Genomic DNA, 23,491 nt, shown 5'->3' with positions numbered 1-23,491 from the left:
TTCAGGGTCATCATGATGAAACAGGAGTAATCATGTCTGATACGTTGAAAGTTGTTACGTTACTGGGAAGCCTGCGCAAAGGTTCATTTAACGGGATGGTTGCCCGCACGCTGCCACAGCTGGCACCGGCAGGTATGGAGATTAGCGCCCTGCCGTCTATTGGTGACATCCCGCTGTATGATGCAGATGTCCAGCAGGAAGAAGGGTTCCCGCAGAGCGTTGAGGCGCTGGCAGATCAGATCCGCCAGGCCGACGGCGTGGTCATTGTCACCCCGGAGTATAACTACTCGGTTCCGGGTGGCCTGAAGAATGCCATCGACTGGCTGTCCCGTTTACCTGAGCAGCCGCTGGCGGGTAAACCGGTACTCATCCAGACCAGTTCTATGGGTGCCATTGGTGGCGCACGCTGCCAGTACCACCTGCGCCAGATCCTGGTATTCCTGGATGCGATGGTGATGAACAAGCCGGAGTTTATGGGTGGCGTGATTCAGAACAAGGTCGACCCACAGACGGGTGACGTGGTGGACCAGAGCACGCGTGACCATCTGTCTGGTCAGCTGACGGCGTTTGGGGATTATATTAAGCGGGTTAAAGCCTGATAAAAAAGCCCGGTAGCGCTAGCGCTTACCGGGCCTACACTCTTCAGTAGGTCAGGTAAGCGAAGCGCCACCTGACACCACAAACCGCACCTTAGTGCGCATCGATAAACACAATCTTCAGCACAAACAGCAGCGCAACAACAATCACGCACGGGCTGAGATCGCGGAAGCGGCCGGTACCGATCTTCATCACGCAGTACGAGATAAAGCCCAGCGCGATACCTTCGGTGATCGAGAAGCTGAATGGCATCATCACGGCGGTAATAAACGCCGGCACCGCTTCGGTTAAATCATCCCACTTCACGCGTGACAGGCTGGAGGTCATCAGCACCCCCACGTAAATCAGCGCGCCAGCTGCCGCATACGGAGGAACCATACCCGCCAGCGGAGAGAGGAAGATCACCAGCAGGAACAGAATACCCACCACCACTGCCGTCAGGCCGGTACGACCACCCACGGACACGCCGGAAGAGGATTCAATGTAAGCGGTAACAGACGAGGTGCCGATGAAAGAGCCCGCGACGGAAGAGATGCTATCCACAAACAGCGCCTGCTTCATGCGTGGGAATTTCCCTTTCTCATCCGCCAGACCTGCTTTGTCCGTCACGCCAATCAGCGTACCGGAGGAGTCAAACAGGTTGACCAGCATGAAGGAGAAAATCACACCCGCCAGGCCCAGGTTCAGGGAACCCGCCAGGTCAACGTGACCAATCACGGTTGAAACGCTCGGTGGCGCAGAGACGATACCGTTATAGTGAACGTCGCCCAGCATCCAGCCCAGTAAGGTCGTGACCACGATGGACACCAGCACCGCCGCATGAATATTGCGGGAGGCCAGGATCGCAATGATGAAGAAGCCCAGCACGCCCAGCAGCACGTTATGCGAGGTCAGATGACCAATGCTCACCAGCGTTTCCGGGTTCGCAACGATCACACCGGCGTTTTTCAGCCCCATCATACCGATGAACAGACCAATACCGCTGGTAATACCCACGCGCAGGCTCACCGGAATGTTCGCGATCATCCAGTAACGTACGCGGAAAATGGTCAGCAGCAGCAGACCAATAGCGCCCCAGAAAATTGCGCCCATGCCTACCTGCCACGGCAGCCCCATCGCCTGAACCACCACGAACGCGAAGAAGGCGTTCAGACCCATAGCGGGAGCCAGCGCAACCGGCAGGTTAGCGAACACGCCCATCAGGATGCTGCCAAGCGCCGCAATCAGACAGGTAGTCACAAAGACGGCGCTGGTATCCATGCCAGCAACGCCCAGAATTTGAGGGTTCACAAAAACGATGTAGACCATCGTCAGGAAGGTGGTGAAACCGGCGATCACTTCGGTGCGTGCCGTTGTGCCGTGCTCGCGCAGTTTAAACACGCGCTCAAGCAGACCCTGACCAGATGTCTGGGTAGTGTGTTGTTGACTCATCATCAATTTCCGAACAAGGAGGGAAAATTCGTCGCTATCCTATACCAAAATGCGACAATAGTGGCAGTTACGTGATACTTTTTTCATTGATTTTGCTTATACGGCAACGATTGCGTCCCGGCGAACTGCCGTACGAAAACGTTAAACTTGTTAAAAGGGAAAGGCATGTCCGGAATTGAAGCGGTATTTTTTGACTGCGACGGTACGCTGGTCGACAGTGAGGTCATTTGTTCCCGCGCGTATGTCACCATGTTCCAGGAATTTGGCATTACGCTGGAGCTCGAAGAGGTGTTTAAGCGCTTTAAGGGCGTGAAGCTCTACGAGATTATCGACATCATTAACGAAGAACACGGTGTCTTTCTGGCAAAAGCGGATCTGGAGCCGGTCTATCGCGCCGAGGTTGCACGCCTGTTCGACTCAGAGCTGGAAGTCATATCAGGCGCAAACGCGCTGCTGGATGCGATGACGGTGCCGATCTGCGTGGTCTCTAACGGTCCGGTCAGCAAAATGCAACACTCGCTCGGCAAGCTTGAAATGTTGCACCATTTCCCGGAAAAACTGTTCAGCGGCTACGATATCCAGCGCTGGAAGCCCGACCCGGCGCTGATGTTCCATGCGGCGAAAGCGATGAACGTCAACGTCGAGAACTGCATTCTGGTGGATGACTCGTCTGCGGGTGCGCAGTCCGGCATTGATGCAGGGATGGAGGTGTTTTACTTCTGTGCCGATCCGCACAACAAGCCGATCGTTCATCCAAACGTGACGACCTTTACCGATCTGGCGCAGTTGCCGGAGCTGTGGAAAGCGCGCGGGTGGGATATTACTCGGTAGTGTTTCCCCTCTCCCAAAGGGAGAGGGAGAAAACCAGTTAGTGCGTAGGGCGGGTAAGCGCTAGCGCCACCCGCCACAAAAATCACTCTTTCGGGTCTTTACCCGCCAGCAGCTTGTCCAGCTCGTCGCCGCCGACGTGACGGAAGTCCTGACCCTTCACGAAGTAGAAAATGTATTCGCAAATGTTCTGGCAGCGGTCGCCGATACGCTCGATGGAGCGCGCGCAGAACAGAGCGGTCAGCACGCTTGGGATGGTTCGGGAGTCTTCCATCATGTAGGTCATCAGCTGACGCACGATGCCTTCATACTCCTGGTCGACCTTCTTGTCTTCCCGGTAGATACGCACCGCTTCGTCCAGATCCATACGCGCAAAAGCATCCAGCACGTCGTGCAGCATCTGCACGGTGTGCCGACCCAGTGACTCCAGGCTCACCAGCAGCGGCTGGTGCTGCTGAGAGAATTTCTCCAGCGCGGTGCGGCAGATTTTGTCGGCCACGTCACCAATACGCTCCAGCTCGGCGATGGTTTTGATGATGGCCATCACCAGACGCAGATCGCTCGCCGTCGGCTGACGTTTCGCGATAATGCGCACGCACGCTTCGTCGATGGCGACTTCCATCATGTTGACGTTCTTGTCGCCTTCAATGACGCGCTTCGCCAGCTCGCTGTCCTGGTTGTGCATAGCCGTAATCGCATCGGAAAGCTGCTGTTCAACCATGCCACCCATGGTCATCACCTGCGTGCGAATACTCTCCAGCTCTGCGTTGAACTGGCCGGAAATGTGTTTGTTAAGATTGAGGTTGTCCATGATTCACTCCAAATCAACCGTAGCGGCCAGTAATGTAATCTTCGGTTTGTTTCTTCGCAGGTCTGGTGAACAGCGCGTCCGTATCGCTGAACTCGATCAGCTCGCCCAGGTACATAAACGCGGTGTGATCGGAGCAACGCGCAGCCTGCTGCATGTTGTGGGTCACGATAACCACGGTGTAATCCTGCTTCAGCTCGGTGATCAGCTCTTCAATACGGCCAGTTGAGATCGGGTCCAGCGCTGAACACGGCTCATCAAGCAGCAACACTTCCGGGCGAATAGCAATACCGCGCGCAATGCACAGACGCTGCTGCTGACCACCGGACAGAGAGTACCCGCTCTGGTGAAGTTTATCTTTGGTTTCGTTCCATAATGCGGCCTTGGTCAACGCCCACTGCACGCGCTCGTCCATATCGGCACGGGAAAGCTTTTCAAACAGACGAACGCCAAAGGCGATGTTGTCATAAATGGACATCGGGAACGGCGTCGGTTTCTGGAACACCATCCCCACTTTGGCGCGCAGCAGGGCGATATCCTGCGCCTGGGTCAGAATGTTTTCACCGTCCAGGATGATTTCACCTTCAGCACGCTGCTCCGGATAGAGCGAATACATTTTGTTAAAGGTACGCAGCAGCGTGGATTTACCACAGCCAGACGGACCGATAAATGCCGTGACCTGGTTCTTCGCGATATCCAGGTTGATGTTCTTCAGGGCATGGAATTTGCCGTAGTAGAAGTTCAAATCACGAACCTGAATCTTACCCGGGGCAGTATCAACCATACTCATTGACTCTTTTCCTCATTCGGCGCCGCGAGCTGCCGCGCCGTAAAAAATTAACCGTGTTTCTTCTTCGCGAAAATGACGCGCGCCAGAATGTTCAGCAACAGTACGCAAAGGGTGATGATCAGCACCCCGGCCCAGGCCAGCTGCTGCCATTCCGCGAATGGGCTCATCGCAAATTTAAAGATCGTCACCGGCAGGTTGGCGATCGGCTGCATCATGTCCGTGCTCCAGAACTGGTTGGAGAGGGCAGTAAACAGCAGCGGAGCCGTTTCACCGGCAATACGGGCGATAGCCAGCAGAATCCCGGTCATGATCCCGGAGACCGACGCTTTCAGCGTAATCGCAGAGATCATTTTCCACTTCGGCGTACCCAGCGCATAAGCCGCTTCACGCAGGCTGTCCGGCACCAGTTTCAGCATGTTCTCGGTGGTACGAATCACAATAGGCACCTGCAGCAGCGCCAGCGCAATCACACCCGCCCAGCCGGAGAAGTGTTCCATTTGCGCAACCACGATGGTGTAAACAAACAGACCCACGACAATCGACGGAGCAGAAAGCAGGATGTCGTTAATGAAGCGAATCACCTCAGCCAGCCAGGATTTACGCCCGTACTCTGCCAGGTAGATACCCGCCATAATGCCCAGCGGCGTACCGAACACGGTCGCCCACAGGATCAGTAATCCACTCCCCGCCAGGGCGTTCGCCAGACCACCACCCGCCGTGTTTGGCGGCGGCGTCATTTCGGTGAACAGCGCCAGCGACATGCCATCAATACCACGGGTGATGGTGGACATCAGGATCCAGATCAGCCAGAACAGGCCGAACGCCATCGTCGCCATGGAAAGCGTCAGCGCAATGCGGTTTTTAAAACGACGCTTTGCCTGCATTTTGCGGCGGGATTCCGCCAGCTGAGCGGTGCTTTGCATTTCGAGAGTCGCCATCAGCGTGCCCCCTCATTTTTCGCGAGACGCAGGATCATCAGCTTGGAAATCGCCAGAACAATGAAGGTGATAACGAACAGAATCAGACCCAGTTCCATCAGCGCCGCGACGTGCAGCCCGGATTCCGCTTCGGCAAACTCGTTCGCCAGTGCAGAGGTAATACTGTTACCCGGCATATACAGAGAGACGCTGTCGAGCTGGTAGGTGTTACCGATGATAAAGGTGACCGCCATGGTTTCACCCAACGCACGACCTAATCCCAGCATGACGCCGCCGATCACCCCATTTTTGGTGAACGGAAGGACAATGCGCCAGATGACTTCCCAGGTGGTGCAGCCGATGCCGTAGGCCGACTCTTTCATCATCACCGGGGTTTGTTCAAAGACATCGCGCATAACCGCCGCAATGTACGGAATAATCATGATGGCGAGGATCACCCCTGCCGCAAGAATACCAATACCGAATGCCGGGCCTGAGAAGAGGGCGCCCACAAACGGAATGGCAGAAAGAACATTTCCCACCGGCTCCTGGAAGTATGTGGCAAACAGCGGCGCAAAGATAAACAGGCCCCACATGCCGTACACAATACTTGGAATGGCCGCCAGCAGTTCAATGGCGATGCCCAGCGGACGACGCAGCCAGCCTGGCGCCAGCTCCGTCAGGAACAGGGCAATACCGAAGCTTACCGGAACCGCAATCAGCAGAGCGATGAACGAGGTCACCAGCGTGCCGTAAATGGGCACCAGTGCACCGTAAACGTCGTTCGGCGCATCCCACTCTTTGGTCCACAGGAAGGAGAAACCGAATTTCTGAATGCTCGGCCAGGAGGAGAAAATCAGAGACACGATAATGCCGCCCAGCAGCAATAGCACAATCAGCGCAGCCAGTTTGACCAGCGCGCTGAAAATCATGTCACCTTTTTTACCCGGAGGGTTAAATGCAGGCTTGGTTGCAGCCATAAATCACTCTTCTGTTAAACGCGTTTACGAAATCGGCGGGTAAGCGCAAGCGCCGCCCGCCATTTTCGTCAGAATGCTAAATTAATACAATGCTTTACCGCTGCTGTCTTTCACGTTGGTTTTCCATGCAGCACGAATCTGCTCAACCACGCTGTCTGGCAGGCTGGCGTAGTCCAGGTCGTTAGCCTGTTTAGCGCCGTTTTTGTATGCCCAGTCGAAGAACTTCAGCACTTCAGCGCCCTGCTCAGGTTTCTTCTGCTCTTTGTGAACCAGGATGAAGGTGGTGGAGGTGATTGGCCACGCACCTTCGCCTTTCTGGTTCGTCAGATCCTGCGCGAAGGATTTGCTCCAGTCAGCGCCTTTTGCAGCGTTAGCAAAGTTCTCTTCGGTCGGGCTTACTGGTTTGCCATCAGCAGACACCAGTTTGGTGTAGGACAGGTTGTTCTGCTTCGCGTACGCGTATTCTACGTAGCCAATTGAGCCAGGCAGACGCTGTACGAACGCAGCGATACCGTCGTTACCTTTACCGCCCAGACCGGTTGGCCAGTTAACGGTAGAGCCGGAACCGACTTTCGATTTCCACTCTTCGTTCACTTTTGCCAGGTAGCTGGTGAAGACGAAGGAGGTACCAGAACCATCCGCGCGGCGAACCACGGCGATGTTCTGAGCAGGCAGCTTCAGGCCTGGGTTGAGCTTAGCGATCGCTTCGTCATCCCATTTTTTGATTTTACCCAGGTAGATGTCGCCCAGGGTTTTGCCATCCAGCACCAGCTCACCAGACTTCACGCCCGGCAGGTTGATAGCCAGAACCACACCACCGATCACGGTCGGGAACTGGAACAGGCCTTCCTGATTCAGTTTATCGTCAGACAACGGCGCGTCTGATGCACCGAAATCAACGGTGTTAGCGGTAATTTGTTTTACGCCACCGGAGGAGCCGATACCCTGATAGTTAACCTTATTACCGGTTTCTTTCTGGTAGGTATCCGCCCATTTGGCATACACCGGCGCAGGGAAGGTTGCACCAGCGCCAGTCAGGCTTGCTTCTGCAAATACAGAGAACGCGCTCAGAGATAAGGTCGCGGCGACAACAGTTGCGACAGTGGTACGCATAACTTTCATAATGTCTCCTGCAAGGATTTCGTAAATCATTGTTTAAGTGGCTACGATGAGCAAAATAGGACAAACAGGTGACAGATAAATGTACGAAATATGACAGTTTTATGACAAACACAAAGAAAGGTGTAACCACATGAAAAATATAGCACTTAATTCATCAGGCATTCATTTTTTTGTCATTTTTATTTTAAAGATCGCCGTTTTGTCCGTGAAATATGACAACGGCTGTCATAAACAGCCGTTAAAGGATTAGTGTCCGATTTCAATCGTCAGGGTAGCCGTACCGTTGAACGGACCTGGCGCGGGTCTGGACCCGGTTGCGCTAGCCGGAGCGCTTGAAAACGTGAGTGTCCCCAGCGTCTCGCCTTCCAGAGTCACGGGCATTTTCGTCGTTTCCGCCTCAAGTTCACCGCCGTTCACATTAATTTCCCTGTTATGTATATCGTAAATCTTAATACCCACGTCAGGATTATCGGTGGCTACCATCGTACTGTCGGCTGTCGCGGCAGAGGCGTGGAAGGATGCCCCCAGCGTGTCGGTAAACATCATATTTGAACATTTGATATTGACCTGCCGGGTAATCTTGCGTGAAGACACCGCCTGGCCCCGGTTAGCTGAGAATTCCGATGCCAGAATAGACTTGAAATCAATCATTATCGCCTGGCCTTCATCTATTTCGCAGGTTTGCGGGACCGTGACCGATCCCTGCACAATCACATCCGAGATGATTTCGTTCGAGACGGTACGGGGATCGATAGTGGCATAGATATTTGCCATGACCATCGACGGTATGGTGATCGTGCCGGTAAATTGTTTTTTGACATACAGATAAATAAAGCCCGACCCGCCGCTGTAAAACGTGGTTTGCGAACTGACGCCATTATGACACCGGTACGTTCCCCCAATGTCATTTGGCAGGTGATCGAAGGGAACGGTGGTGTAGCCAACGCCAAGAATGTAGATTTGCAAACCGATATCAAGATACTTATTGAGATAATAATAGGAGATATTGTTTCTGCTAGTGGTGGGCTGCAGGGCTGGATTAACCACGCTGGTGATGTAAGCATGATCGTAACTTTCATTTTTCCCCGTCTGGCAGTAGCACGTTCCCTTAAATGAGGTCGTAGAGTTATTCATATCGATCATATGCTGCATGCCAACCAGGTTATCAAGCGTCGTTAATTGTTCCGCGACAGTGAAATAGTTATGGTATTTGCCATTGTCTGGTACGCAGTAGCCGGTAGGCGCCGCATGTAAAAAAAAAGCGGCAAAAAAGAGAGTAAAAAGCCAGAATTGGGGTTTCATTCTTATCCTTTATCGACAAATGACAGGCAGTTGCACCAGCCCGGAATCAGGTTTCTGATGGATGTGATAATCAGCCAGACAGGCCTTGCCGCTGCTGAGCGTCAGCGAAAATTGCCCCGATTCGGGCATCCCGGCGAGATAGAGTTCACCTTTGTCACCGACAATTCCCGTTGCGCTTCCCACATCAAGCGCAGCGGTACCCACCGCACCAAACGGTGCAGGCTTGCCGTTCGCCAGTGAAACGCTAAACAGCACCCGATAGCCGATGTGCGTAACAAACTCGGCTTTCACCACCGCGCCACGCGTAGGCACCAGGTTTTGCACGCTGCGTTCCAGCTCAACGTTGCCTGAAACAAAATCCTTATTCTGAAGCGCAATACGGTTCTCATCGTAGGGTGAAAGCTGCGTCTTCACGGTGTAGCCGCGCCAGTCGGTGGCAACGCCGCTGGCGTTATCTACCGATAACCCTGCCGCACCAGGCGCTTTGATCAGCGCCACCGTTTCGCCCATCTCCTGCGAGAAGGTGATGCCTTCGTCGTGGATCAACACGCCGCCGCTGACGCCGTAGTTCAGGCTCTGGCTTTCGTCGCTCCAGGCATAATTCGTCTTTAGCGAGCCGTAGGACGCATCCCAGACCAGTCCCGCATTTCCCGCCGAGGTGCCGCGGTTTTCATACACGGACTGCTGTATGTTCCAGCTCAGATTGTTATCGTCGAGCAGATTGCCGTTCAACCCAATCTGGTGGGAAGGTGTGCCATGGTTGCTGTGGGCGTAGTTGTAGTTGACGTAGCTGTTGGGTAACCAGGCCGAAAGCGGCAGAGACAGCGACAGCATAACGAGATGCTCGCTCTCATCTTCTTGTTGCCACTCTCCCATGCTGTCAGACACCGTATCGGTATAGTTCCACGACAGGTTCCACACGACCTGCTTCCAGCTGTTGCTGTAGCCTATCTGTATCAGGCGCTGCACATCGTCTGTACGCCAGAATTGCTCCCGGCTCAGTGTAAGATAGACATTACCGTACCCCTCGGAAAACGGTTGAGTCCAGGTGCCTTCTACCCGGCTGCGGCGGTTGCCCGTATGCCAGAAGTTCTCGCTATCGCCCGTGCGCGATGCCCATTCGCCCAGGGTGTAAAACCCTTCCGTTGAATAGCGATAACCTACAATACGCAGGCTGGTATTGCTGACGTCGAACGTTTTTGAGTACAGAAAACGCCAGGATTGCCCCTGCTCGTCATCGTCCGTAAAGTGCGATTGGGCATGGGTGATATCCATCGAAATAGCGCCGATATTGCCGAGATCTTTACCAATGCCGGCGGCAAACGCGCGGTAATCGTCTGCCAGCTGCGTGCCACCATACAGCGTCATTCCCCACGCCATTCCGTGCAATACCTGTGCCTGCATCACCTCTGGCATAAACCGATCGTTATCACGACGCTCGCCGATGCTGATGTCCACATCCGTTTGCCCCTCCCGACGCAAAATTGCCAGAGATGCGTAAGGCTGAACAAAATGCTGCTCGCTGCCGTCTTCCTCTTTGATGGAGACGTCCAGATCTCCGCCGCTTGAGGTGGTGTTGAGATCGGTCAACACAAACGGCCCCTGCGGCACGGCCGACTGATAAATCATGTAGCCGTTCTGGCGGATGGTGACCACGGCGTTGGTTTTCGCCACGCCGCGCACCACCGGCGCAAAACCGTTCTGGCTATCGGGGAGCATGTCGCTGTCGGTGTACAGACGCACGCCGCGCACCTGTGAACTGTCGAAGAGATCGCTCGCGGTCCACGTATCGCCCGCCATGGCCTGGCTGCGCAGGCTGGCAATATCATGCTGTAAGTACGTGCTCAGCGAACGAACGTTACCGCGGCTGTTGACCGCATTTAAGGCGCTATAGTTACGCAGACGCCATCCGCCAATGTTCAGCCCGCTGCGTAAATTCAGGTAGTAAAGATCGTCACTGTCATAGTCTGACTTCAGCGTCTGGGTCGTGGAGAAATCGTAGTTCAGCATCAAAGCGTCAATACCCTGATCCCAGCGCGAGGGCGAAATGGCGTCACGCGCCGTGGCGTCCAGATAGACCTGAGGGATCGACGCCTTCAGCGCAAGCTTTTCGCTGTCCAGCGTCCATTTCGCGCCAGGCAGCACCGGCACCGGTTCACAACCTTCAGCATTCACCGTATCCAGCGCTTTAATCGCGTTCACTTTCAGGCCAAACATCGCCAGCGTGTTTTTTACATCCACAAAACAAGGCGCCAACGCACTCTCCGGATCGTGGCGGAAAAAACGCACCGCCCTGCGCGCAATGAATCGATCGTTCACATAGATATCAACCTGATATTCTCCTTCAGGCAGGTTATCCGGGCGATTGAACTGGCTGATATCGACCTCAATGGGCCGATCAAGCTCCAGCAGACGCACGTTAAAGAGTGGTCGTGTGGCACTGACGAGAAGCGGATAGCTTCCTCCCAGCCACAGCAGGGATAAAATCAAAGAGTGAAAACGTTTCAATACAAGCAACCCCGCCGCGGTTAAAGAGGTTGCTGAATAGCGTCGCTAATCGCGCCGTAATCATTAATACTGTGCCAAGTGAGCATTTTGCTCACGCCAGCAGGCAGCGCCAGCCGACGTGTCTCAAACGGCATTATCATCGCCAGGTCGAGCGGCTTGCCATCAATAGCCACGTCGATCACATTGACGTGAATGGCCGTCGGGTTGGTGACCACCAGCATGCTGCCCTGCCGTTGCCATTTCACTTTCAGAGCGGCTGTTTCAGGCGTTTCCTTAACACCCGCCGGACGCCAGAAGAGTTTAATGCGCGTTTTGATGGCAATTTCCAGCTTGCTGCTTTCTTCGGTTGTCGACGGGGGAATATTTTTAATATTCAGCCAAAACACGGACTCCCTGTCAGACGGTAATTCGCCCTGAGTTTTAATGATACGCAGGACACGCTCCTGGCCGGGCTCCAGCCGGGAGACGGGAGGAATAACCGTAAAGGGCGGCTGGTGCTTATCCGCATTGTTAAAAGGCTCAACCCACGCCTGAAGAAGGTAAGGCAGTGCCGTATCTTTATTTAAGACAGAGAGGGTGGTATCTGCTTTATTTCCAGGGAAGATAACGCGGGTGCCACCAATAACAATCCCGGCACTTGACGTCCCGGTAGCGAATGAGAAAAGAAGAGCAACAAATAAAATTATAAAACGCCTGCGCATATTATATCCTGTAACAGGCCTGGATAATTTCCGATAAAAGGGCGCAACAAACCCAACCTCACCAGGCCTGATTATTTTTTTACAGAAAGAGATTGAAGGAATTAATTACTGTATGTAATCGTAAATTCCGAATCCGCATTGGCAGTGCCCGCCGTTACGGTTGCAGACATGGCGATATAGCGAGCCATAAATGGTAACGACGCCTTGCCGGAGGAAATAGTGGCAGGCGTAGACTGATTGTAAAGCTTAAGCAGACTGTTATCGGCGCGGTTATAAATTGCAATCGCAACGCCACTCGCCCCGCCAGAAGACAGCTTCAGGTACCCGTCACCGTCTTCGGTGCCGTCAAAACGGGCGCTGGCTTTTTTGTAGGTATCCGGGCAGTTCAGCAGATCGATCTGGAATGCCTGAACCGACGCCATTGACCCCACGCCGGTAAACGTTGATTTATTCACTTTGCCTAAATCAACGGTCTGGTCTTTAGTACCGGTAGACACCTCACAGGTACTATCGATAATTTCGCCCGTGAAATGGACAGTACCATTGCCATTGGCCGCATGTGTCTGCGCACCGAAAAATAAAGAGGAAAGCACAACAATGCTCTTTAACGTATTTCCTTTCATTACAACACCATCCTGAATTATACATTGCAAAATACTATTTCCCTGATAAATACTTCAGGGCATACAAGCGAAGAGCATTAAACTCTTTAAAATAAAAAATAACAAGAAGAAATATTATTCTATTATTCTCGCCTGCCGAATATGGAATAGTTCAGGATGAAATGAGGTCTTAATATAATATTATATTTAAAAAAACAGGATTAATTCTACCAGGATTTATATATCTCTATTATTCCAGAATTATATTTTCAGAGTAAATTTATATTTACCGATCAAAAAATAGCCCCACAATCATAGATTTATGGGGCTATTTCACTTCAATATATAAAATTATTCAACCGTGACCGATTTCGCCAGGTTACGCGGCTGGTCAACGTCAGTGCCTTTGATCAGCGCCACGTGATAAGCCAACAGCTGCAGCGGAACAGTGTAGAAGATCGGTGCAATCACCTCTTCGACATGCGGCATTTCGATGATGTGCATATTGTCGCTGCTGGCAAAACCGGCATCTTTATCAGCGAAGACGTACAGGACACCGCCGCGAGCGCGCACTTCTTCGATGTTGGATTTCAGTTTTTCCAGCAGTTCGTTGTTTGGTGCAACAACGATGACCGGCATATCCGCATCAATCAGCGCCAGAGGGCCGTGTTTCAGCTCGCCTGCCGCATAAGCTTCAGCGTGAATGTAGGAGATCTCTTTCAGCTTCAGCGCGCCTTCCAGCGCGATCGGATACTGATCGCCACGGCCCAGGAACAGGGCGTGATGTTTGTCAGAGAAATCTTCCGCCAGCGCTTCAATACGTTTGTCCTGAGACAGCATCTGCTCAATACGGCTCGGCAGCGCCTGCAGCCCGTGAACGATGTCGTGCTCAACGGAAGCATCTTCACCTTTCAGGCGCGCCAGCTTCGCCACCAGCATCAGCAGAACCGTCAACTGAGTGGTAAACGCTTTAGTAGAGGCGACGCCAATTTCGGTGCCCGCTTTGGTCATCAACGCCAGATCGGACTCGCGCACCAGTGAAGAACCTGGAACGTTACAGATGGCCAGAGAGCCCAGGTAACCCAGCTCTTTAGAAAGACGCAGCGCTGCCAGGGTATCTGCCGTTTCACCGGACTGAGACAAGGTGATCATCAGGCTGTTGCGACGCACAGCGGATTTGCGATAGCGGAATTCAGACGCGATTTCCACGTCGCACGGCACACCCGCCAGGGATTCAAACCAGTAGCGAGAGACCATACCGGAGTTGTAGGAGGTGCCACAGGCGACGATCTGAATATGCTCAACCTTGCCGAGCAGTTCATTGGCATTGGCACCCAGTTCGCTCAGATCCACCTCGCCGTGGCTAATGCGCCCGGTTAGGGTGTTTTTGATCGCGTTTGGCTGCTCGTAAATCTCTTTCTGCATGTAATGACGGTACGCACCTTTATCGCCCGCATCGTACTGCAGATTCGATTCGATCTCCTGACGCTTAACCTGCTCGCCTTTGGTATCGAAGACGGTCACGCTGCGGCGAGTCACTTCCGCGATATCTCCCTCTTCCAGGAAGATAAAGCGGCGGGTCACTGGCAGAAGTGCCAGCTGATCGGAGGCGATGAAGTTTTCCCCCATCCCCAGACCGATAACCATTGGGCTACCGGAACGCGCGGCCAGCAGCGTGGACGAGTCGCGGGAATCCATGATTACCGTACCGTACGCACCGCGCAGCTGAGGAATAGCGCGCAGTACCGCTTCACGGAGCGTGCCGCCCTGTGCCAGCTCCCAGTGCACCAGGTGAGCAATCACTTCGGTGTCGGTTTCTGAGACAAAGGTATAACCGCGCGCTTTCAGTTCTTCTCGCAGGGGTTCGTGGTTTTCGATAATGCCGTTATGGACGACCACGATGTGTTCAGACACATGCGGGTGGGCGTTACCTTCGGATGGTTCACCGTGCGTCGCCCAGCGGGTGTGCGCAATACCCGTCCCGCCGTGCAGCGGATGTTCTTCCGCAGCCTGGGCCAGCATCTGCACTTTACCCAGGCGGCGCAGACGGGTCATATGACCTTCTGCATCTACGACAGCCAGACCGGCAGAGTCATAACCACGGTATTCCAGACGACGTAAACCTTCGAGAAGGATTTCAGCAATATCACGCTGCGCAACTGCGCCAACAATTCCACACATATTTTAGATTCCGAATTTAGGCATGATGCCTGCGTTGTCGCTGACCTGTATTTGCCCTTTCCGGGCACCCCGAGCCTTGTAGAGAGTGGGGTTATAGTTATGGGTACTGCTTGTGGGGGGAGATATATATTTATCTCCTCACCCGGATTTGCCTGATGACGGCTACGCCTTATCAGGCAAACTCAATGGTAGGGCGGGTAAGCGTAGCGCCACCCGCCTTGTTGTTACTTCTTCTTCACCGGGCGTTTCCAGCCCTGCTTGTGCACCTGCGGCACGCGGCTTAACACTAACTCGTTATCCGCCACGTCACGCGTCACGGTCGTCCCGGCGGCAATGGTCACGCCGTTACCTACGGTGACAGGCGCCACCAGCTGCGTGTCAGAACCCACAAACACGTCGTCGCCGATAATGGTTTTGAACTTGTTGGCACCGTCATAGTTACAGGTAATGGTTCCTGCACCAATATTCACGTTGTCGCCAATTTCTGCGTCACCCAGATAGGTCAGATGACCGGCTTTCGAGCCTTTCCCCAGACGCGCTTTTTTCATTTCCACGAAGTTGCCTACGTGAGCGCCTTCCAGCAGCTCAGCACCTGGACGCAGACGCGCAAACGGACCGATAGTACACGCCGCGTCCAGATGAGCATCTTCAACCACGCTGTACGGGCTAATTTCGCAGTCGTCACCGATGACGCTGTTTTTGATCACACAGCCGGCGCCAATTTTGACGCGGTTGCCAAGCTGAACGTTGCCTTCAAGGATAACGTTAGTATCAATCTCAACATCTCGCCCGTGCGACAAGGTCCCGCGCAGATCGAAACGCGCTGGATCGCGCAGCATTACGCCGGCCAGCAGCAGCTTTTCGGCCTGCTCAGACTGATAAATGCGCTCGAGACGAGAAAGCTGCAGACGGTTATTCACGCCGTCCGTTTCACTGATGCGCGCCGGATGAACGGCGGCAATTTCACGCCCTTCGTGGTACGCCATCGCAATGATATCGGTGATGTAGTACTCACCCTGCGCGTTGTTGTTATTGAGCTTCGACAGCCAGCGCTTCATATCTGCGCCATTGGCAATCAGGATACCGGTGTTGATCTCCTGAATCTGACGCTGTTCATCGCTGGCGTCTTTGTGTTCAACGATACCCGTTACGTGGCCGTTCTCACGCGTGATACGGCCATAGCCTGTTGGGTCGTCCAGCACGACGGTTAATAAACCGATGCCGCCCTGCGGTTTGGCTGCACGCAGGCGAGTCAGCGTCTCGACGGAGATCAGCGGGACGTCTCCGTAGAGCATCAGGATGTCTTCGTCATCGGCAAAGAAAGGGGCGGCCTGCTGCATTGCATGGCCAGTACCCAGTTGTTCAGCCTGGAGCACCCAGTTGAGCGCGTCATCGCTCAGCGCCTTTTTAAGCAGATCGCCACCGTGTCCATAAACCAGATGGACCTGGCGGGCCCCCAGTTCATTCGCTGCATCAATGACATGCTGCACCATTGGCTTTCCTGCCAGACGGTGAAGCACTTTAGGCAGATCGGAATACATGCGGGTACCTTTGCCAGCGGCAAGGATCACCACGCTCATCGCACTGTTTGACATACGCATCCTGACGGTAATTTAAGTGAGAAGTAAAAACGTTTGATGCTTAAAATTCTACATCTTTTTCATCATGAATTAAGGCACAAAAAAAAAGCCAGCCTGGTATACAGACTGGCTTTTGAGCTTTTCAAGCCGGTGTTACATCGCTTTTTTGGTCAACTCGATAACGCGCAGTTTCGCGATCGCTTTGGCCAGCTCCGCAGACGCCTGAGCGTAATCCACGTCACCATGAGAGCTGCTAATGTGCTCTTCAGCCTTACGCTTCGATTCCAGGGCTCGTGCTTCGTCGAGATCCTGGCCACGAATAGCGGTATCGGCCAGAACGGTCACACTGCCTGGCTGCACTTCAAGAATGCCGCCGGACAGATAGATAAACTCTTCATGACCGAACTGTTTAACGATGCGGATCATACCAGGCTTAATGGCGGTGAGCAGCGGTGCGTGACCCGGGAAAATACCCAGTTCACCTTCACTACCCGTTACCTGGATTTTCTCGACCAGACCAGAGAACATTTGTTGCTCTGCGCTGACGACATCCAGGTGGTAAGTCATTGCCATATCACCCTCCGATTAAGGCGTTAAAGTTTTTTGGCTTTTTCCACTGCTTCTTCGATGGAACCAACCATGTAGAACGCCTGCTCTGGCAGGTGATCGTATTCGCCTTCCATGATGCCTTTAAAGCCACGGATGGTGTCTTTCAGGGAAACGTATTTACCCGGAGAACCGGTGAATACTTCCGCAACGAAGAACGGCTGGGACAGGAAGCGCTGGATCTTACGCGCACGTGCTACCACCAGTTTGTCTTCTTCAGACAGCTCATCCATACCCAGGATGGCGATGATGTCTTTCAGTTCCTGGTAACGCTGCAGCAGGGACTGTACGCCACGCGCGGTGTCGTAGTGTTCCTGACCCACAACCAGTGGATCCAGCTGACGGCTGGTGGAGTCCAGCGGGTCAACGGCCGGGTAGATACCCAGAGACGCGATCTGACGGCTCAGTACCACGGTTGCATCTAAGTGCGCAAAGGTGGTGGCTGGTGATGGGTCAGTCAAGTCATCCGCAGGTACGTATACCGCCTGAACGGAGGTGATAGAACCGGTTTTGGTAGAGGTGATACGTTCCTGAAGAACACCCATCTCTTCCGCCAGCGTAGGCTGATAACCTACCGCTGAAGGCATACGACCCAGCAGTGCAGATACTTCAGTACCGGCCAGGGTGTAACGATAGATGTTATCAACGAACAGCAGAACGTCACGGCCTTCGTCACGGAACTTCTCAGCCATCGTCAGACCAGTCAGCGCAACGCGCAGACGGTTTCCTGGTGGCTCGTTCATCTGGCCGTAAACCAGGGATACTTTGTCCAGAACGTTGGAGTCGGTCATTTCGTGGTAGAAGTCGTTACCCTCACGAGTACGTTCACCTACGCCCGCAAATACAGAGTAACCGGAGTGCTCGATCGCGATGTTACGGATCAGCTCCATCATGTTTACGGTTTTACCTACACCCGCACCACCGAACAGACCCACTTTACCGCCCTTCGCAAACGGACACATCAGGTCGATAACTTTGATGCCGGTTTCCAGCAGTTCCTGAGAGCTTGACAGCTCTTCGTAGGAAGGTGCCGCGCGGTGGATAGCCCAACGCTCTTCTTCACCGATGTCGCCTTTCATGTCGATTGGCTGACCCAATACGTTCATGATACGACCCAGTGTTGCTTTACCTACAGGCACTTCGATCGGGTGCTCAAGGTCTTTCACTTCCAGACCACGACGCAGACCGTCGGAAGAACCCATCGCGATGGTACGCACGATACCGCCGCCGAGCTGCTGCTGAACTTCCAGCACCAGGCTCTCGTTACCATTCTGTACCTCAAGCGCGTCGTACACGCGTGGTACGGCGTCCTGAGGGAACTCGACGTCCACCACGGCGCCGATTACCTGGACAATCTTTCCAGTAGCCATCTTGAATCCTCTACGTAATTCGTAAACCTGGTTAAACCGCGGCGGCCCCCGAGACAATCTCGGTGAGTTCCTGAGTAATGCTGGCCTGACGAGCTTTGTTGTAAACCAACTGCAGCTCTTTAATCAGGCTGCCGCCATTATCGGTCGCGGCTTTCATCGCCACCATTCGTGCGGCCTGCTCGCTGGCCAGGTTTTCTACAACGCCCTGATAAACCTGAGATTCAACGTAACGACGCAGCAGGGTATCCAGCAGCGGTTTCGGATCGGGTTCATACAGGTAATCCCAGGCTTTCTGCTTCAACTCGTCATCTTCTGATGCCGGTAAAGGCAGCATCTGAGTGATCGTTGGCACCTGAGACATGGTGTTAATAAATTTGTTGCTGACAACGTACAGTCTGTCCAGACGGCCTTCATCATAGGCCTGCAACATCACTTTAACCGGGCCGATCAGTTCGGACAGGGACGGGTTATCACCCATACCGGTCACCTGAGCGACAATGTTGCCACCAACGGAGTTAAAGAAAGAGACGCCTTTAGAGCCAATCAGTGCCAGATCGCACTGAACGCCTTTATCGGACCAGCCTTTCATATCCGCCAGCAGTTTTTTGAACAGGTTAATGTTCAAGCCGCCACACAGACCACGGTCAGTCGACACCACCAGGTAGCCCACGCGCTTAACGTCGCGCTCTTCCAGGTAAGGGTGCTTGTATTCCAGATTACCGTTTGCAAGGTGACCAATCACTTTGCGCATGGTCTCTGCATAAGGACGGCTGGCCGCCATGCGATCCTGCGATTTACGCATTTTGGAAGCGGCGACCATCTCCATCGCTTTAGTGATCTTTTGCGTGTTCTGGACGCTTGCGATCTTACTACGTATCTCTTTTGCGCCGGCCATGAGCTTCTCCTCAATGCCAGGCGGCTTGTCCTGAGACAAGCCGCCGGACGATTACCAGGATTGGGTTGCTTTGAAGGAATCGAGGATAGCTTTCAGCTTGCCTTCGATTTCGTCGTTATAGCCACCGGTCTGGTTGATCTCTTGCATCAGCGGAGCGTGATCACGGTCGACGTAAGCCAGCAGAGCGGCTTCGAAGCTACCGATTTTCGCCAGTTCCACATCTTCGAGGTAACCGCGTTCAGCCGCGAACAGTACCAGGCCCTGCTGAGCAACAGACATTGGTGCGTACTGTTTCTGCTTCAGCAGCTCGGTCACTTTCTGACCGTGGCTCAGCTGTTTACGGGTTGCTTCGTCCAGATCGGATGCGAACTGAGAGAACGCAGCCAGTTCACGATACTGTGCCAGCGCGGTACGGATACCACCGGACAGTTTCTTGATGATCTTGGTCTGAGCAGCACCACCAACACGGGATACGGAGATACCCGGGTTAACCGCCGGACGAATACCGGAGTTAAACAGGTTGGTTTCCAGGAAGATCTGACCATCGGTAATGGAGATTACGTTGGTCGGAACGAACGCAGAAACGTCACCCGCCTGGGTTTCAATGATCGGCAGTGCGGTCAGAGAGCCCGTTTTACCCTTCACTTCACCTTTGGTGAAATTCTCGACGTATTCCGCGTTAACGCGGGAAGCACGCTCCAGCAGACGAGAGTGGAGGTAGAATACGTCGCCCGGGAATGCTTCACGTCCTGGTGGACGACGGAGCAGCAGGGAAACCTGACGATAAGCAACAGCCTGTTTAGACAGGTCATCGTATACGATCAGTGCATCTTCACCGCGGTCACGGAAGTATTCGCCCATTGCGCAACCCGCGTATGGCGCCAGGTATTGCAGTGCAGCAGATTCAGAAGCGGTAGCCACAACCACGATGGTGTTAGACAGCGCGCCGTGCTCTTCCAGTTTACGAACCACGTTAGAAATGGTGGACGCTTTCTGGCCGATAGCCACGTACACACATTTGATGCCGGAGTCACGCTGGTTGATGATGGCGTCGATTGCCATCGCGGTTTTACCGGTCTGACGGTCACCGATGATCAGTTCACGCTGACCACGACCGATTGGGATCATGGCGTCAACAGACTTATAGCCTGTCTGAACAGGCTGATCGACGGACTGACGATCGATAACGCCTGGTGCGATAACTTCGATTGGAGAGAAGCCATCGTGCTCAACCGGACCTTTACCGTCGATTGGCGCACCCAGGGTGTTAACAACGCGGCCCAGCAGGCCACGGCCAACCGGCACTTCCAGAATACGGCCAGTACACTTAACCTTCATGCCTTCGGCGAGGTCAGCGTATGGACCCATCACAACCGCACCTACGGAGTCGCGCTCCAGGTTCAGTGCGATAGCGTAACGGTTACCCGGCAGGGAAATCATCTCACCCTGCATACAATCGGCCAGGCCGTGGATGCGGATAACACCGTCACTTACAGAAACAATAGTACCTTCATTGTGAGCTTCGCTCACAACATTGAACTGAGCAATGCGCTGCTTGATCAGTTCGCTGATTTCGGTGGAATTCAGTTGCATGCTCCAGTCCCCTTAAGACTGCAAGACGTCTGCAAGGCGTTCAAGACGGCCGCGTACGCTGCCATCAATGACCATATCACCCGAGCGGATGATTACGCCTGCCATTACAGACTTATCGATTTTGCAATTCAGCTTAACTTTGCGTGACAGACGTTTTTCCATCGCGGCGGTGATTTTCGCAAGCTGTTCATCACTCAGTTCAGTCGCTGAAGTCACTTCGACTTCAGCTGTTGCTTCACTAAGGGCACGTAAGTGCTCAAACTGCTCGAGAACATCCGGGAGCACACGGAGACGACCATTTTCTGCCATCACCTTAATCAGGTTCTGGCCGTTGGCATCCAGTTGCTCTCCGCACACGGCGATAAACGACGCGGCGAGAGTTTCAGGCGCTAACGCACCGGAAAGCAACTCGGCCATTTGTTCGTTTTTCGTCACCTCAGCGGCAAACGCCAGCATATTCTGCCAGCGATCGACATTTTGGTGTTCGATAGCAAAGTCAAAAGCTGCTTTGGCGTAGGGGCGAGCTACCGTAACAAATTCAGACATCAGCCCCTCCCTCCTTACAGTTCAGCGACAAGTTTGTCCACGATGTCGCTGTTAGCAGCTTCATCCACGGAACGTTCGATGATCTTCTCGGCGCCAGCAACAGCCAGAATCGCAACCTGCTTACGCAGTTCTTCACGAGCACGTTTACGCTCAGCTTCAATTTCAGCCTGAGCCTGTGTCACGATCTTAGTACGTTCCTGTTCTGCTTCAGCTTTGGCTTCGTCCAGGATCTGCGAACGGCGTTTGTTAGCCTGTTCGATGATGACCTGAGCTTCCGCTTTCGCTTTTTTCAGCTGGTCTGTCGCGTTGGCCTGTGCAAGGTCCAAATCTTTCTTAGCGCGTTCTGCAGAAGCCAGACCGTCAGCAATTTCTTTCTGACGTTTTTCGATGGCAGCCATTAAAGGCGGCCATACATACTTCATGCAGAACCAGACAAAGAGAATAAACGCGATGGCCTGGCCGAGGATTGTTGCGTTCATGTTCACAGCACAATACCTCTTAAATTTCTGTGGCTTGGGGTTTTAAAACAACTACTACGCGACAGCAAACATCACGTACAGACCCAGACCTACAGCGATCATTGGGATAGCATCCACCAGACCCATAACGATAAAGAACTGAGTACGCAGCAGAGGAATCAGATCAGGTTGACGCGCTGCGCCTTCCAGGAATTTGCCCCCGAGGATGCCGATACCGATCGCAGCACCGATAGCCGCCAGACCCATCATCACAGCGGCAGCCATGTACAGCAGATCCATATTCAGGTTTTCCATGACAGTCTCCAGTTTGTTTCAATTAAAACGTAGTAGTGTTGGTAAAAAATCAGTGCTCTTCAGACGCCATCGACAGATAGACGATCGTCAGAACCATGAAGATAAAGGCTTGCAGCGTAATGATCAGGATGTGGAAAATGGCCCATGGCACATTCAGAATCCACTGTGACCACCACGGCAGAAGACCCGCGATCAGAATGAAAATCAGCTCACCCGCATACATGTTGCCGAACAGTCGCAGACCCAGTGAAACAGGTTTGGACAGCAGGCTAACGCCTTCCAGGATCAGGTTGACCGGAATAAACGCCCAGTGGTTGAACGGCTGCAAGGTAAGCTCTTTCACAAAGCCGCTTACGCCTTTCATTTTGATGCTGTAGAAAAGAATCAGGATAAACACGCCCAGCGCCATCGACAGAGTGATGTTCACGTCCGCAGACGGTACAACACGCAGCGCAGGCAGGCCGAAGATGTGCTCGCCGATGAACGGCAGCAGGTCAATTGGCAGCAGGTCCATCAGGTTCATCAGGAAGACCCAAACGAACACGGTCAAGGCCAGCGGAGCAATCAGCTTGCTCTTACCATGGTACATGTCTTTCACGCTGCCATGGACGAAGCCGATGATCATTTCAACGAATGTCTGGAATTTCCCTGGAACACCGCTGGTCGCCTTTTTAGCAACGCTGCGGAACATGGCCAGGAACAGAAGACCCAATACCACCGAGAAGAACATGGAGTCGATGTTGATCGTCCAGAAGGTGGCCGGGGGGTTATGCGGATCCACCAGCGAGAATGTACGCAGGTCCAGCTGAAGGTTATTCAGATGGTGACCTATGTAATCCTGCGGCGTCATATTTTCTGAAGCCATGATGCCTTTTACCCTTTGTTATTGATTACAGCTGGAGCCAGAACTTGTACCACCAGCACCAAAACCCACGTTGCTATCAGCGGCATGAAGACCACTTTCAAAACCGCCAGCGCCATCACCAGTAGAGCAAAGGTCAGCAACACCTTACACACTTCGCCAAGAGCGAAGGACCAGGCCACGCGGCCTTTGGCGGGTGTATGCGCCTGATGACGCCAGGCAAAAATCATAAATAACACGTTTGGCAGCACAACTGCCAAACCCCCGCACACGGCGGAGATGCCCCAGAAGGGGTCTTTGAGGCTAAACAGCAGTCCACTTGCTATCACAGCCAGAAACTGAATGAACAGAAGCTTACGAGCAACGTTTCTACTCAAGAGCGACACAGACATCACGTTTTTACTCCTGCTCCCTTCGAGGTATGCCGCGTGTCGTATAAAACGTCCTTTAAGGCTCAGAGTCAAGCATCAAAAAGCGGACAAATTATACGGTGCGTACC

Annotated in this window: 23 protein-coding genes; 2 read left to right on the top strand and 21 right to left on the bottom strand. The window is 53.4% G+C overall.

What is annotated here, in order from left to right:
• Positions 1-32: 32 nt before the first annotated feature.
• Complete coding sequence (locus ACMGGM_RS13420; protein WP_014881896.1) at positions 33-599, top strand: NADPH-dependent FMN reductase; 567 nt, start codon at positions 33-35, stop codon at positions 597-599.
• Between the two features lie 91 nt (positions 600-690).
• Here ACMGGM_RS13420 and adeP read toward each other — a convergent pair whose 3' ends face one another.
• A complete protein-coding gene (gene adeP / locus ACMGGM_RS13415) occupies positions 691-2,028 on the bottom strand; it encodes an adenine permease AdeP (protein WP_137675653.1) in 1,338 nt (445 codons plus the stop codon).
• A 165-nt stretch (positions 2,029-2,193) separates the two neighbouring features.
• Between adeP and yieH the strand changes: the two genes are divergently transcribed.
• Positions 2,194-2,859 (top strand): 6-phosphogluconate phosphatase, encoded by a 666-nt coding sequence (gene yieH / locus ACMGGM_RS13410; RefSeq protein ID WP_023331663.1) that lies wholly within the window; start codon positions 2,194-2,196, stop codon positions 2,857-2,859.
• Positions 2,860-2,941: 82 nt separating this feature from the next.
• On the opposite strand, the gene phoU is transcribed toward yieH, so the two are convergent.
• From phoU to atpI, 20 genes are all read right to left on the bottom strand, one after another.
• Positions 2,942-3,667 carry a phosphate signaling complex protein PhoU gene (phoU, locus tag ACMGGM_RS13405; RefSeq protein ID WP_008500182.1) on the bottom strand — a complete coding sequence of 242 codons (726 nt, stop codon included), beginning with the start codon at positions 3,665-3,667 and terminating at the stop codon, positions 2,942-2,944.
• Between the two features lie 13 nt (positions 3,668-3,680).
• Entirely contained in the window at positions 3,681-4,454 is a 774-nt protein-coding gene (gene pstB / locus ACMGGM_RS13400; protein WP_010426574.1) for a phosphate ABC transporter ATP-binding protein PstB, read from the bottom strand.
• 47 nt (positions 4,455-4,501) lie between these two features.
• Complete coding sequence (gene pstA / locus ACMGGM_RS13395; RefSeq protein ID WP_014881893.1) at positions 4,502-5,392, bottom strand: phosphate ABC transporter permease PstA; 891 nt, start codon at positions 5,390-5,392, stop codon at positions 4,502-4,504.
• Complete coding sequence (pstC, locus tag ACMGGM_RS13390) at positions 5,392-6,351, bottom strand: phosphate ABC transporter permease PstC (RefSeq protein WP_014881892.1); 960 nt, start codon at positions 6,349-6,351, stop codon at positions 5,392-5,394. The genes pstA and pstC overlap by 1 nt, the downstream gene beginning before the upstream one ends.
• An 81-nt stretch (positions 6,352-6,432) precedes the next feature.
• The gene (pstS, locus tag ACMGGM_RS13385) at positions 6,433-7,473 is read right to left on the bottom strand and encodes a phosphate ABC transporter substrate-binding protein PstS (RefSeq protein ID WP_014881891.1); all 1,041 of its coding nucleotides are present in this window, start codon (positions 7,471-7,473) and stop codon (positions 6,433-6,435) included.
• 246 nt (positions 7,474-7,719) lie between these two features.
• A complete protein-coding gene (locus ACMGGM_RS13380) occupies positions 7,720-8,775 on the bottom strand; it encodes a fimbrial protein (RefSeq protein WP_414149025.1) in 1,056 nt (351 codons plus the stop codon).
• A 9-nt stretch (positions 8,776-8,784) separates the two neighbouring features.
• Positions 8,785-11,262: a fimbria/pilus outer membrane usher protein gene (locus tag ACMGGM_RS13375; RefSeq protein ID WP_409012305.1), complete on the bottom strand. Its 2,478-nt coding sequence runs from the start codon at positions 11,260-11,262 to the stop codon at positions 8,785-8,787.
• A gap of 41 nt (positions 11,263-11,303) precedes the next feature.
• Positions 11,304-11,984 (bottom strand): fimbria/pilus periplasmic chaperone, encoded by a 681-nt coding sequence (locus ACMGGM_RS13370; protein ID WP_045134504.1) that lies wholly within the window; start codon positions 11,982-11,984, stop codon positions 11,304-11,306.
• A 101-nt stretch (positions 11,985-12,085) separates the two neighbouring features.
• On the bottom strand, positions 12,086-12,607 hold the full coding sequence (locus tag ACMGGM_RS13365) for a fimbrial protein (protein WP_063943998.1): 522 nt from the start codon (positions 12,605-12,607) through the stop codon (positions 12,086-12,088).
• Positions 12,608-12,937: 330 nt separating this feature from the next.
• Complete coding sequence (gene glmS / locus ACMGGM_RS13360; protein ID WP_045134505.1) at positions 12,938-14,767, bottom strand: glutamine--fructose-6-phosphate transaminase (isomerizing); 1,830 nt, start codon at positions 14,765-14,767, stop codon at positions 12,938-12,940.
• A 224-nt stretch (positions 14,768-14,991) separates the two neighbouring features.
• Positions 14,992-16,362, bottom strand: coding sequence for a bifunctional UDP-N-acetylglucosamine diphosphorylase/glucosamine-1-phosphate N-acetyltransferase GlmU (glmU, locus tag ACMGGM_RS13355; RefSeq protein WP_045134506.1), 1,371 nt, complete (start codon positions 16,360-16,362; stop codon positions 14,992-14,994).
• A 138-nt stretch (positions 16,363-16,500) separates the two neighbouring features.
• Positions 16,501-16,920 carry a F0F1 ATP synthase subunit epsilon gene (locus tag ACMGGM_RS13350; RefSeq protein WP_006177560.1) on the bottom strand — a complete coding sequence of 140 codons (420 nt, stop codon included), beginning with the start codon at positions 16,918-16,920 and terminating at the stop codon, positions 16,501-16,503.
• Positions 16,921-16,940: 20 nt separating this feature from the next.
• Positions 16,941-18,323, bottom strand: a complete 1,383-nt coding sequence (gene atpD, locus ACMGGM_RS13345) for a F0F1 ATP synthase subunit beta (protein ID WP_003862362.1) — start codon at positions 18,321-18,323, stop codon at positions 16,941-16,943.
• A gap of 31 nt (positions 18,324-18,354) precedes the next feature.
• A complete protein-coding gene (gene atpG, locus ACMGGM_RS13340) occupies positions 18,355-19,218 on the bottom strand; it encodes a F0F1 ATP synthase subunit gamma (protein ID WP_014881884.1) in 864 nt (287 codons plus the stop codon).
• 51 nt (positions 19,219-19,269) lie between these two features.
• Positions 19,270-20,811, bottom strand: a complete 1,542-nt coding sequence (atpA, locus tag ACMGGM_RS13335) for a F0F1 ATP synthase subunit alpha (protein WP_003862367.1) — start codon at positions 20,809-20,811, stop codon at positions 19,270-19,272.
• Between the two features lie 12 nt (positions 20,812-20,823).
• Positions 20,824-21,357: a F0F1 ATP synthase subunit delta gene (gene atpH, locus ACMGGM_RS13330; protein WP_008500192.1), complete on the bottom strand. Its 534-nt coding sequence runs from the start codon at positions 21,355-21,357 to the stop codon at positions 20,824-20,826.
• A 14-nt stretch (positions 21,358-21,371) separates the two neighbouring features.
• Positions 21,372-21,842 carry a F0F1 ATP synthase subunit B gene (atpF, locus tag ACMGGM_RS13325; protein WP_003862370.1) on the bottom strand — a complete coding sequence of 157 codons (471 nt, stop codon included), beginning with the start codon at positions 21,840-21,842 and terminating at the stop codon, positions 21,372-21,374.
• Between the two features lie 48 nt (positions 21,843-21,890).
• Positions 21,891-22,130 carry a F0F1 ATP synthase subunit C gene (atpE, locus tag ACMGGM_RS13320; protein ID WP_000429386.1) on the bottom strand — a complete coding sequence of 80 codons (240 nt, stop codon included), beginning with the start codon at positions 22,128-22,130 and terminating at the stop codon, positions 21,891-21,893.
• Between the two features lie 49 nt (positions 22,131-22,179).
• Positions 22,180-22,995 carry a F0F1 ATP synthase subunit A gene (atpB, locus tag ACMGGM_RS13315; protein ID WP_014881883.1) on the bottom strand — a complete coding sequence of 272 codons (816 nt, stop codon included), beginning with the start codon at positions 22,993-22,995 and terminating at the stop codon, positions 22,180-22,182.
• A gap of 8 nt (positions 22,996-23,003) precedes the next feature.
• Positions 23,004-23,384, bottom strand: coding sequence for a F0F1 ATP synthase subunit I (atpI, locus tag ACMGGM_RS13310; protein ID WP_008500194.1), 381 nt, complete (start codon positions 23,382-23,384; stop codon positions 23,004-23,006).
• Positions 23,385-23,491 lie beyond the last annotated feature (107 nt).

Source organism: Enterobacter sp. BNK-14 (assembly GCF_047456095.1).
In the GTDB taxonomy this organism is placed as follows: domain Bacteria; phylum Pseudomonadota; class Gammaproteobacteria; order Enterobacterales; family Enterobacteriaceae; genus Enterobacter; species Enterobacter kobei.
This window is presented reverse-complemented; position numbering and strand designations above follow the sequence as displayed.

Excerpts from the sequence above, each read along its gene's own strand:
- ACMGGM_RS13420 (WP_014881896.1), top strand. The coding sequence starts at position 33 with ATGTCTGATACGTTGAAAGTTGTTACGTTACTGGGAAGCCTGCGCAAA.
- adeP (WP_137675653.1), bottom strand. The coding sequence starts at position 2,028 with ATGAGTCAACAACACACTACCCAGACATCTGGTCAGGGTCTGCTTGAG.
- yieH (WP_023331663.1), top strand. The coding sequence starts at position 2,194 with ATGTCCGGAATTGAAGCGGTATTTTTTGACTGCGACGGTACGCTGGTC.
- phoU (WP_008500182.1), bottom strand. The coding sequence starts at position 3,667 with ATGGACAACCTCAATCTTAACAAACACATTTCCGGCCAGTTCAACGCA.
- pstB (WP_010426574.1), bottom strand. The coding sequence starts at position 4,454 with ATGAGTATGGTTGATACTGCCCCGGGTAAGATTCAGGTTCGTGATTTG.
- pstA (WP_014881893.1), bottom strand. The coding sequence starts at position 5,392 with ATGGCGACTCTCGAAATGCAAAGCACCGCTCAGCTGGCGGAATCCCGC.
- pstC (WP_014881892.1), bottom strand. The coding sequence starts at position 6,351 with ATGGCTGCAACCAAGCCTGCATTTAACCCTCCGGGTAAAAAAGGTGAC.
- pstS (WP_014881891.1), bottom strand. The coding sequence starts at position 7,473 with ATGAAAGTTATGCGTACCACTGTCGCAACTGTTGTCGCCGCGACCTTA.
- ACMGGM_RS13380 (WP_414149025.1), bottom strand. The coding sequence starts at position 8,775 with ATGAAACCCCAATTCTGGCTTTTTACTCTCTTTTTTGCCGCTTTTTTT.
- ACMGGM_RS13370 (WP_045134504.1), bottom strand. The coding sequence starts at position 11,984 with ATGCGCAGGCGTTTTATAATTTTATTTGTTGCTCTTCTTTTCTCATTC.
- ACMGGM_RS13365 (WP_063943998.1), bottom strand. The coding sequence starts at position 12,607 with ATGAAAGGAAATACGTTAAAGAGCATTGTTGTGCTTTCCTCTTTATTT.
- glmS (WP_045134505.1), bottom strand. The coding sequence starts at position 14,767 with ATGTGTGGAATTGTTGGCGCAGTTGCGCAGCGTGATATTGCTGAAATC.
- glmU (WP_045134506.1), bottom strand. The coding sequence starts at position 16,362 with ATGTCAAACAGTGCGATGAGCGTGGTGATCCTTGCCGCTGGCAAAGGT.
- ACMGGM_RS13350 (WP_006177560.1), bottom strand. The coding sequence starts at position 16,920 with ATGGCAATGACTTACCACCTGGATGTCGTCAGCGCAGAGCAACAAATG.
- atpD (WP_003862362.1), bottom strand. The coding sequence starts at position 18,323 with ATGGCTACTGGAAAGATTGTCCAGGTAATCGGCGCCGTGGTGGACGTC.
- atpG (WP_014881884.1), bottom strand. The coding sequence starts at position 19,218 with ATGGCCGGCGCAAAAGAGATACGTAGTAAGATCGCAAGCGTCCAGAAC.
- atpA (WP_003862367.1), bottom strand. The coding sequence starts at position 20,811 with ATGCAACTGAATTCCACCGAAATCAGCGAACTGATCAAGCAGCGCATT.
- atpH (WP_008500192.1), bottom strand. The coding sequence starts at position 21,357 with ATGTCTGAATTTGTTACGGTAGCTCGCCCCTACGCCAAAGCAGCTTTT.
- atpE (WP_000429386.1), bottom strand. The coding sequence starts at position 22,130 with ATGGAAAACCTGAATATGGATCTGCTGTACATGGCTGCCGCTGTGATG.
- atpB (WP_014881883.1), bottom strand. The coding sequence starts at position 22,995 with ATGGCTTCAGAAAATATGACGCCGCAGGATTACATAGGTCACCATCTG.
- atpI (WP_008500194.1), bottom strand. The coding sequence starts at position 23,384 with ATGTCTGTGTCGCTCTTGAGTAGAAACGTTGCTCGTAAGCTTCTGTTC.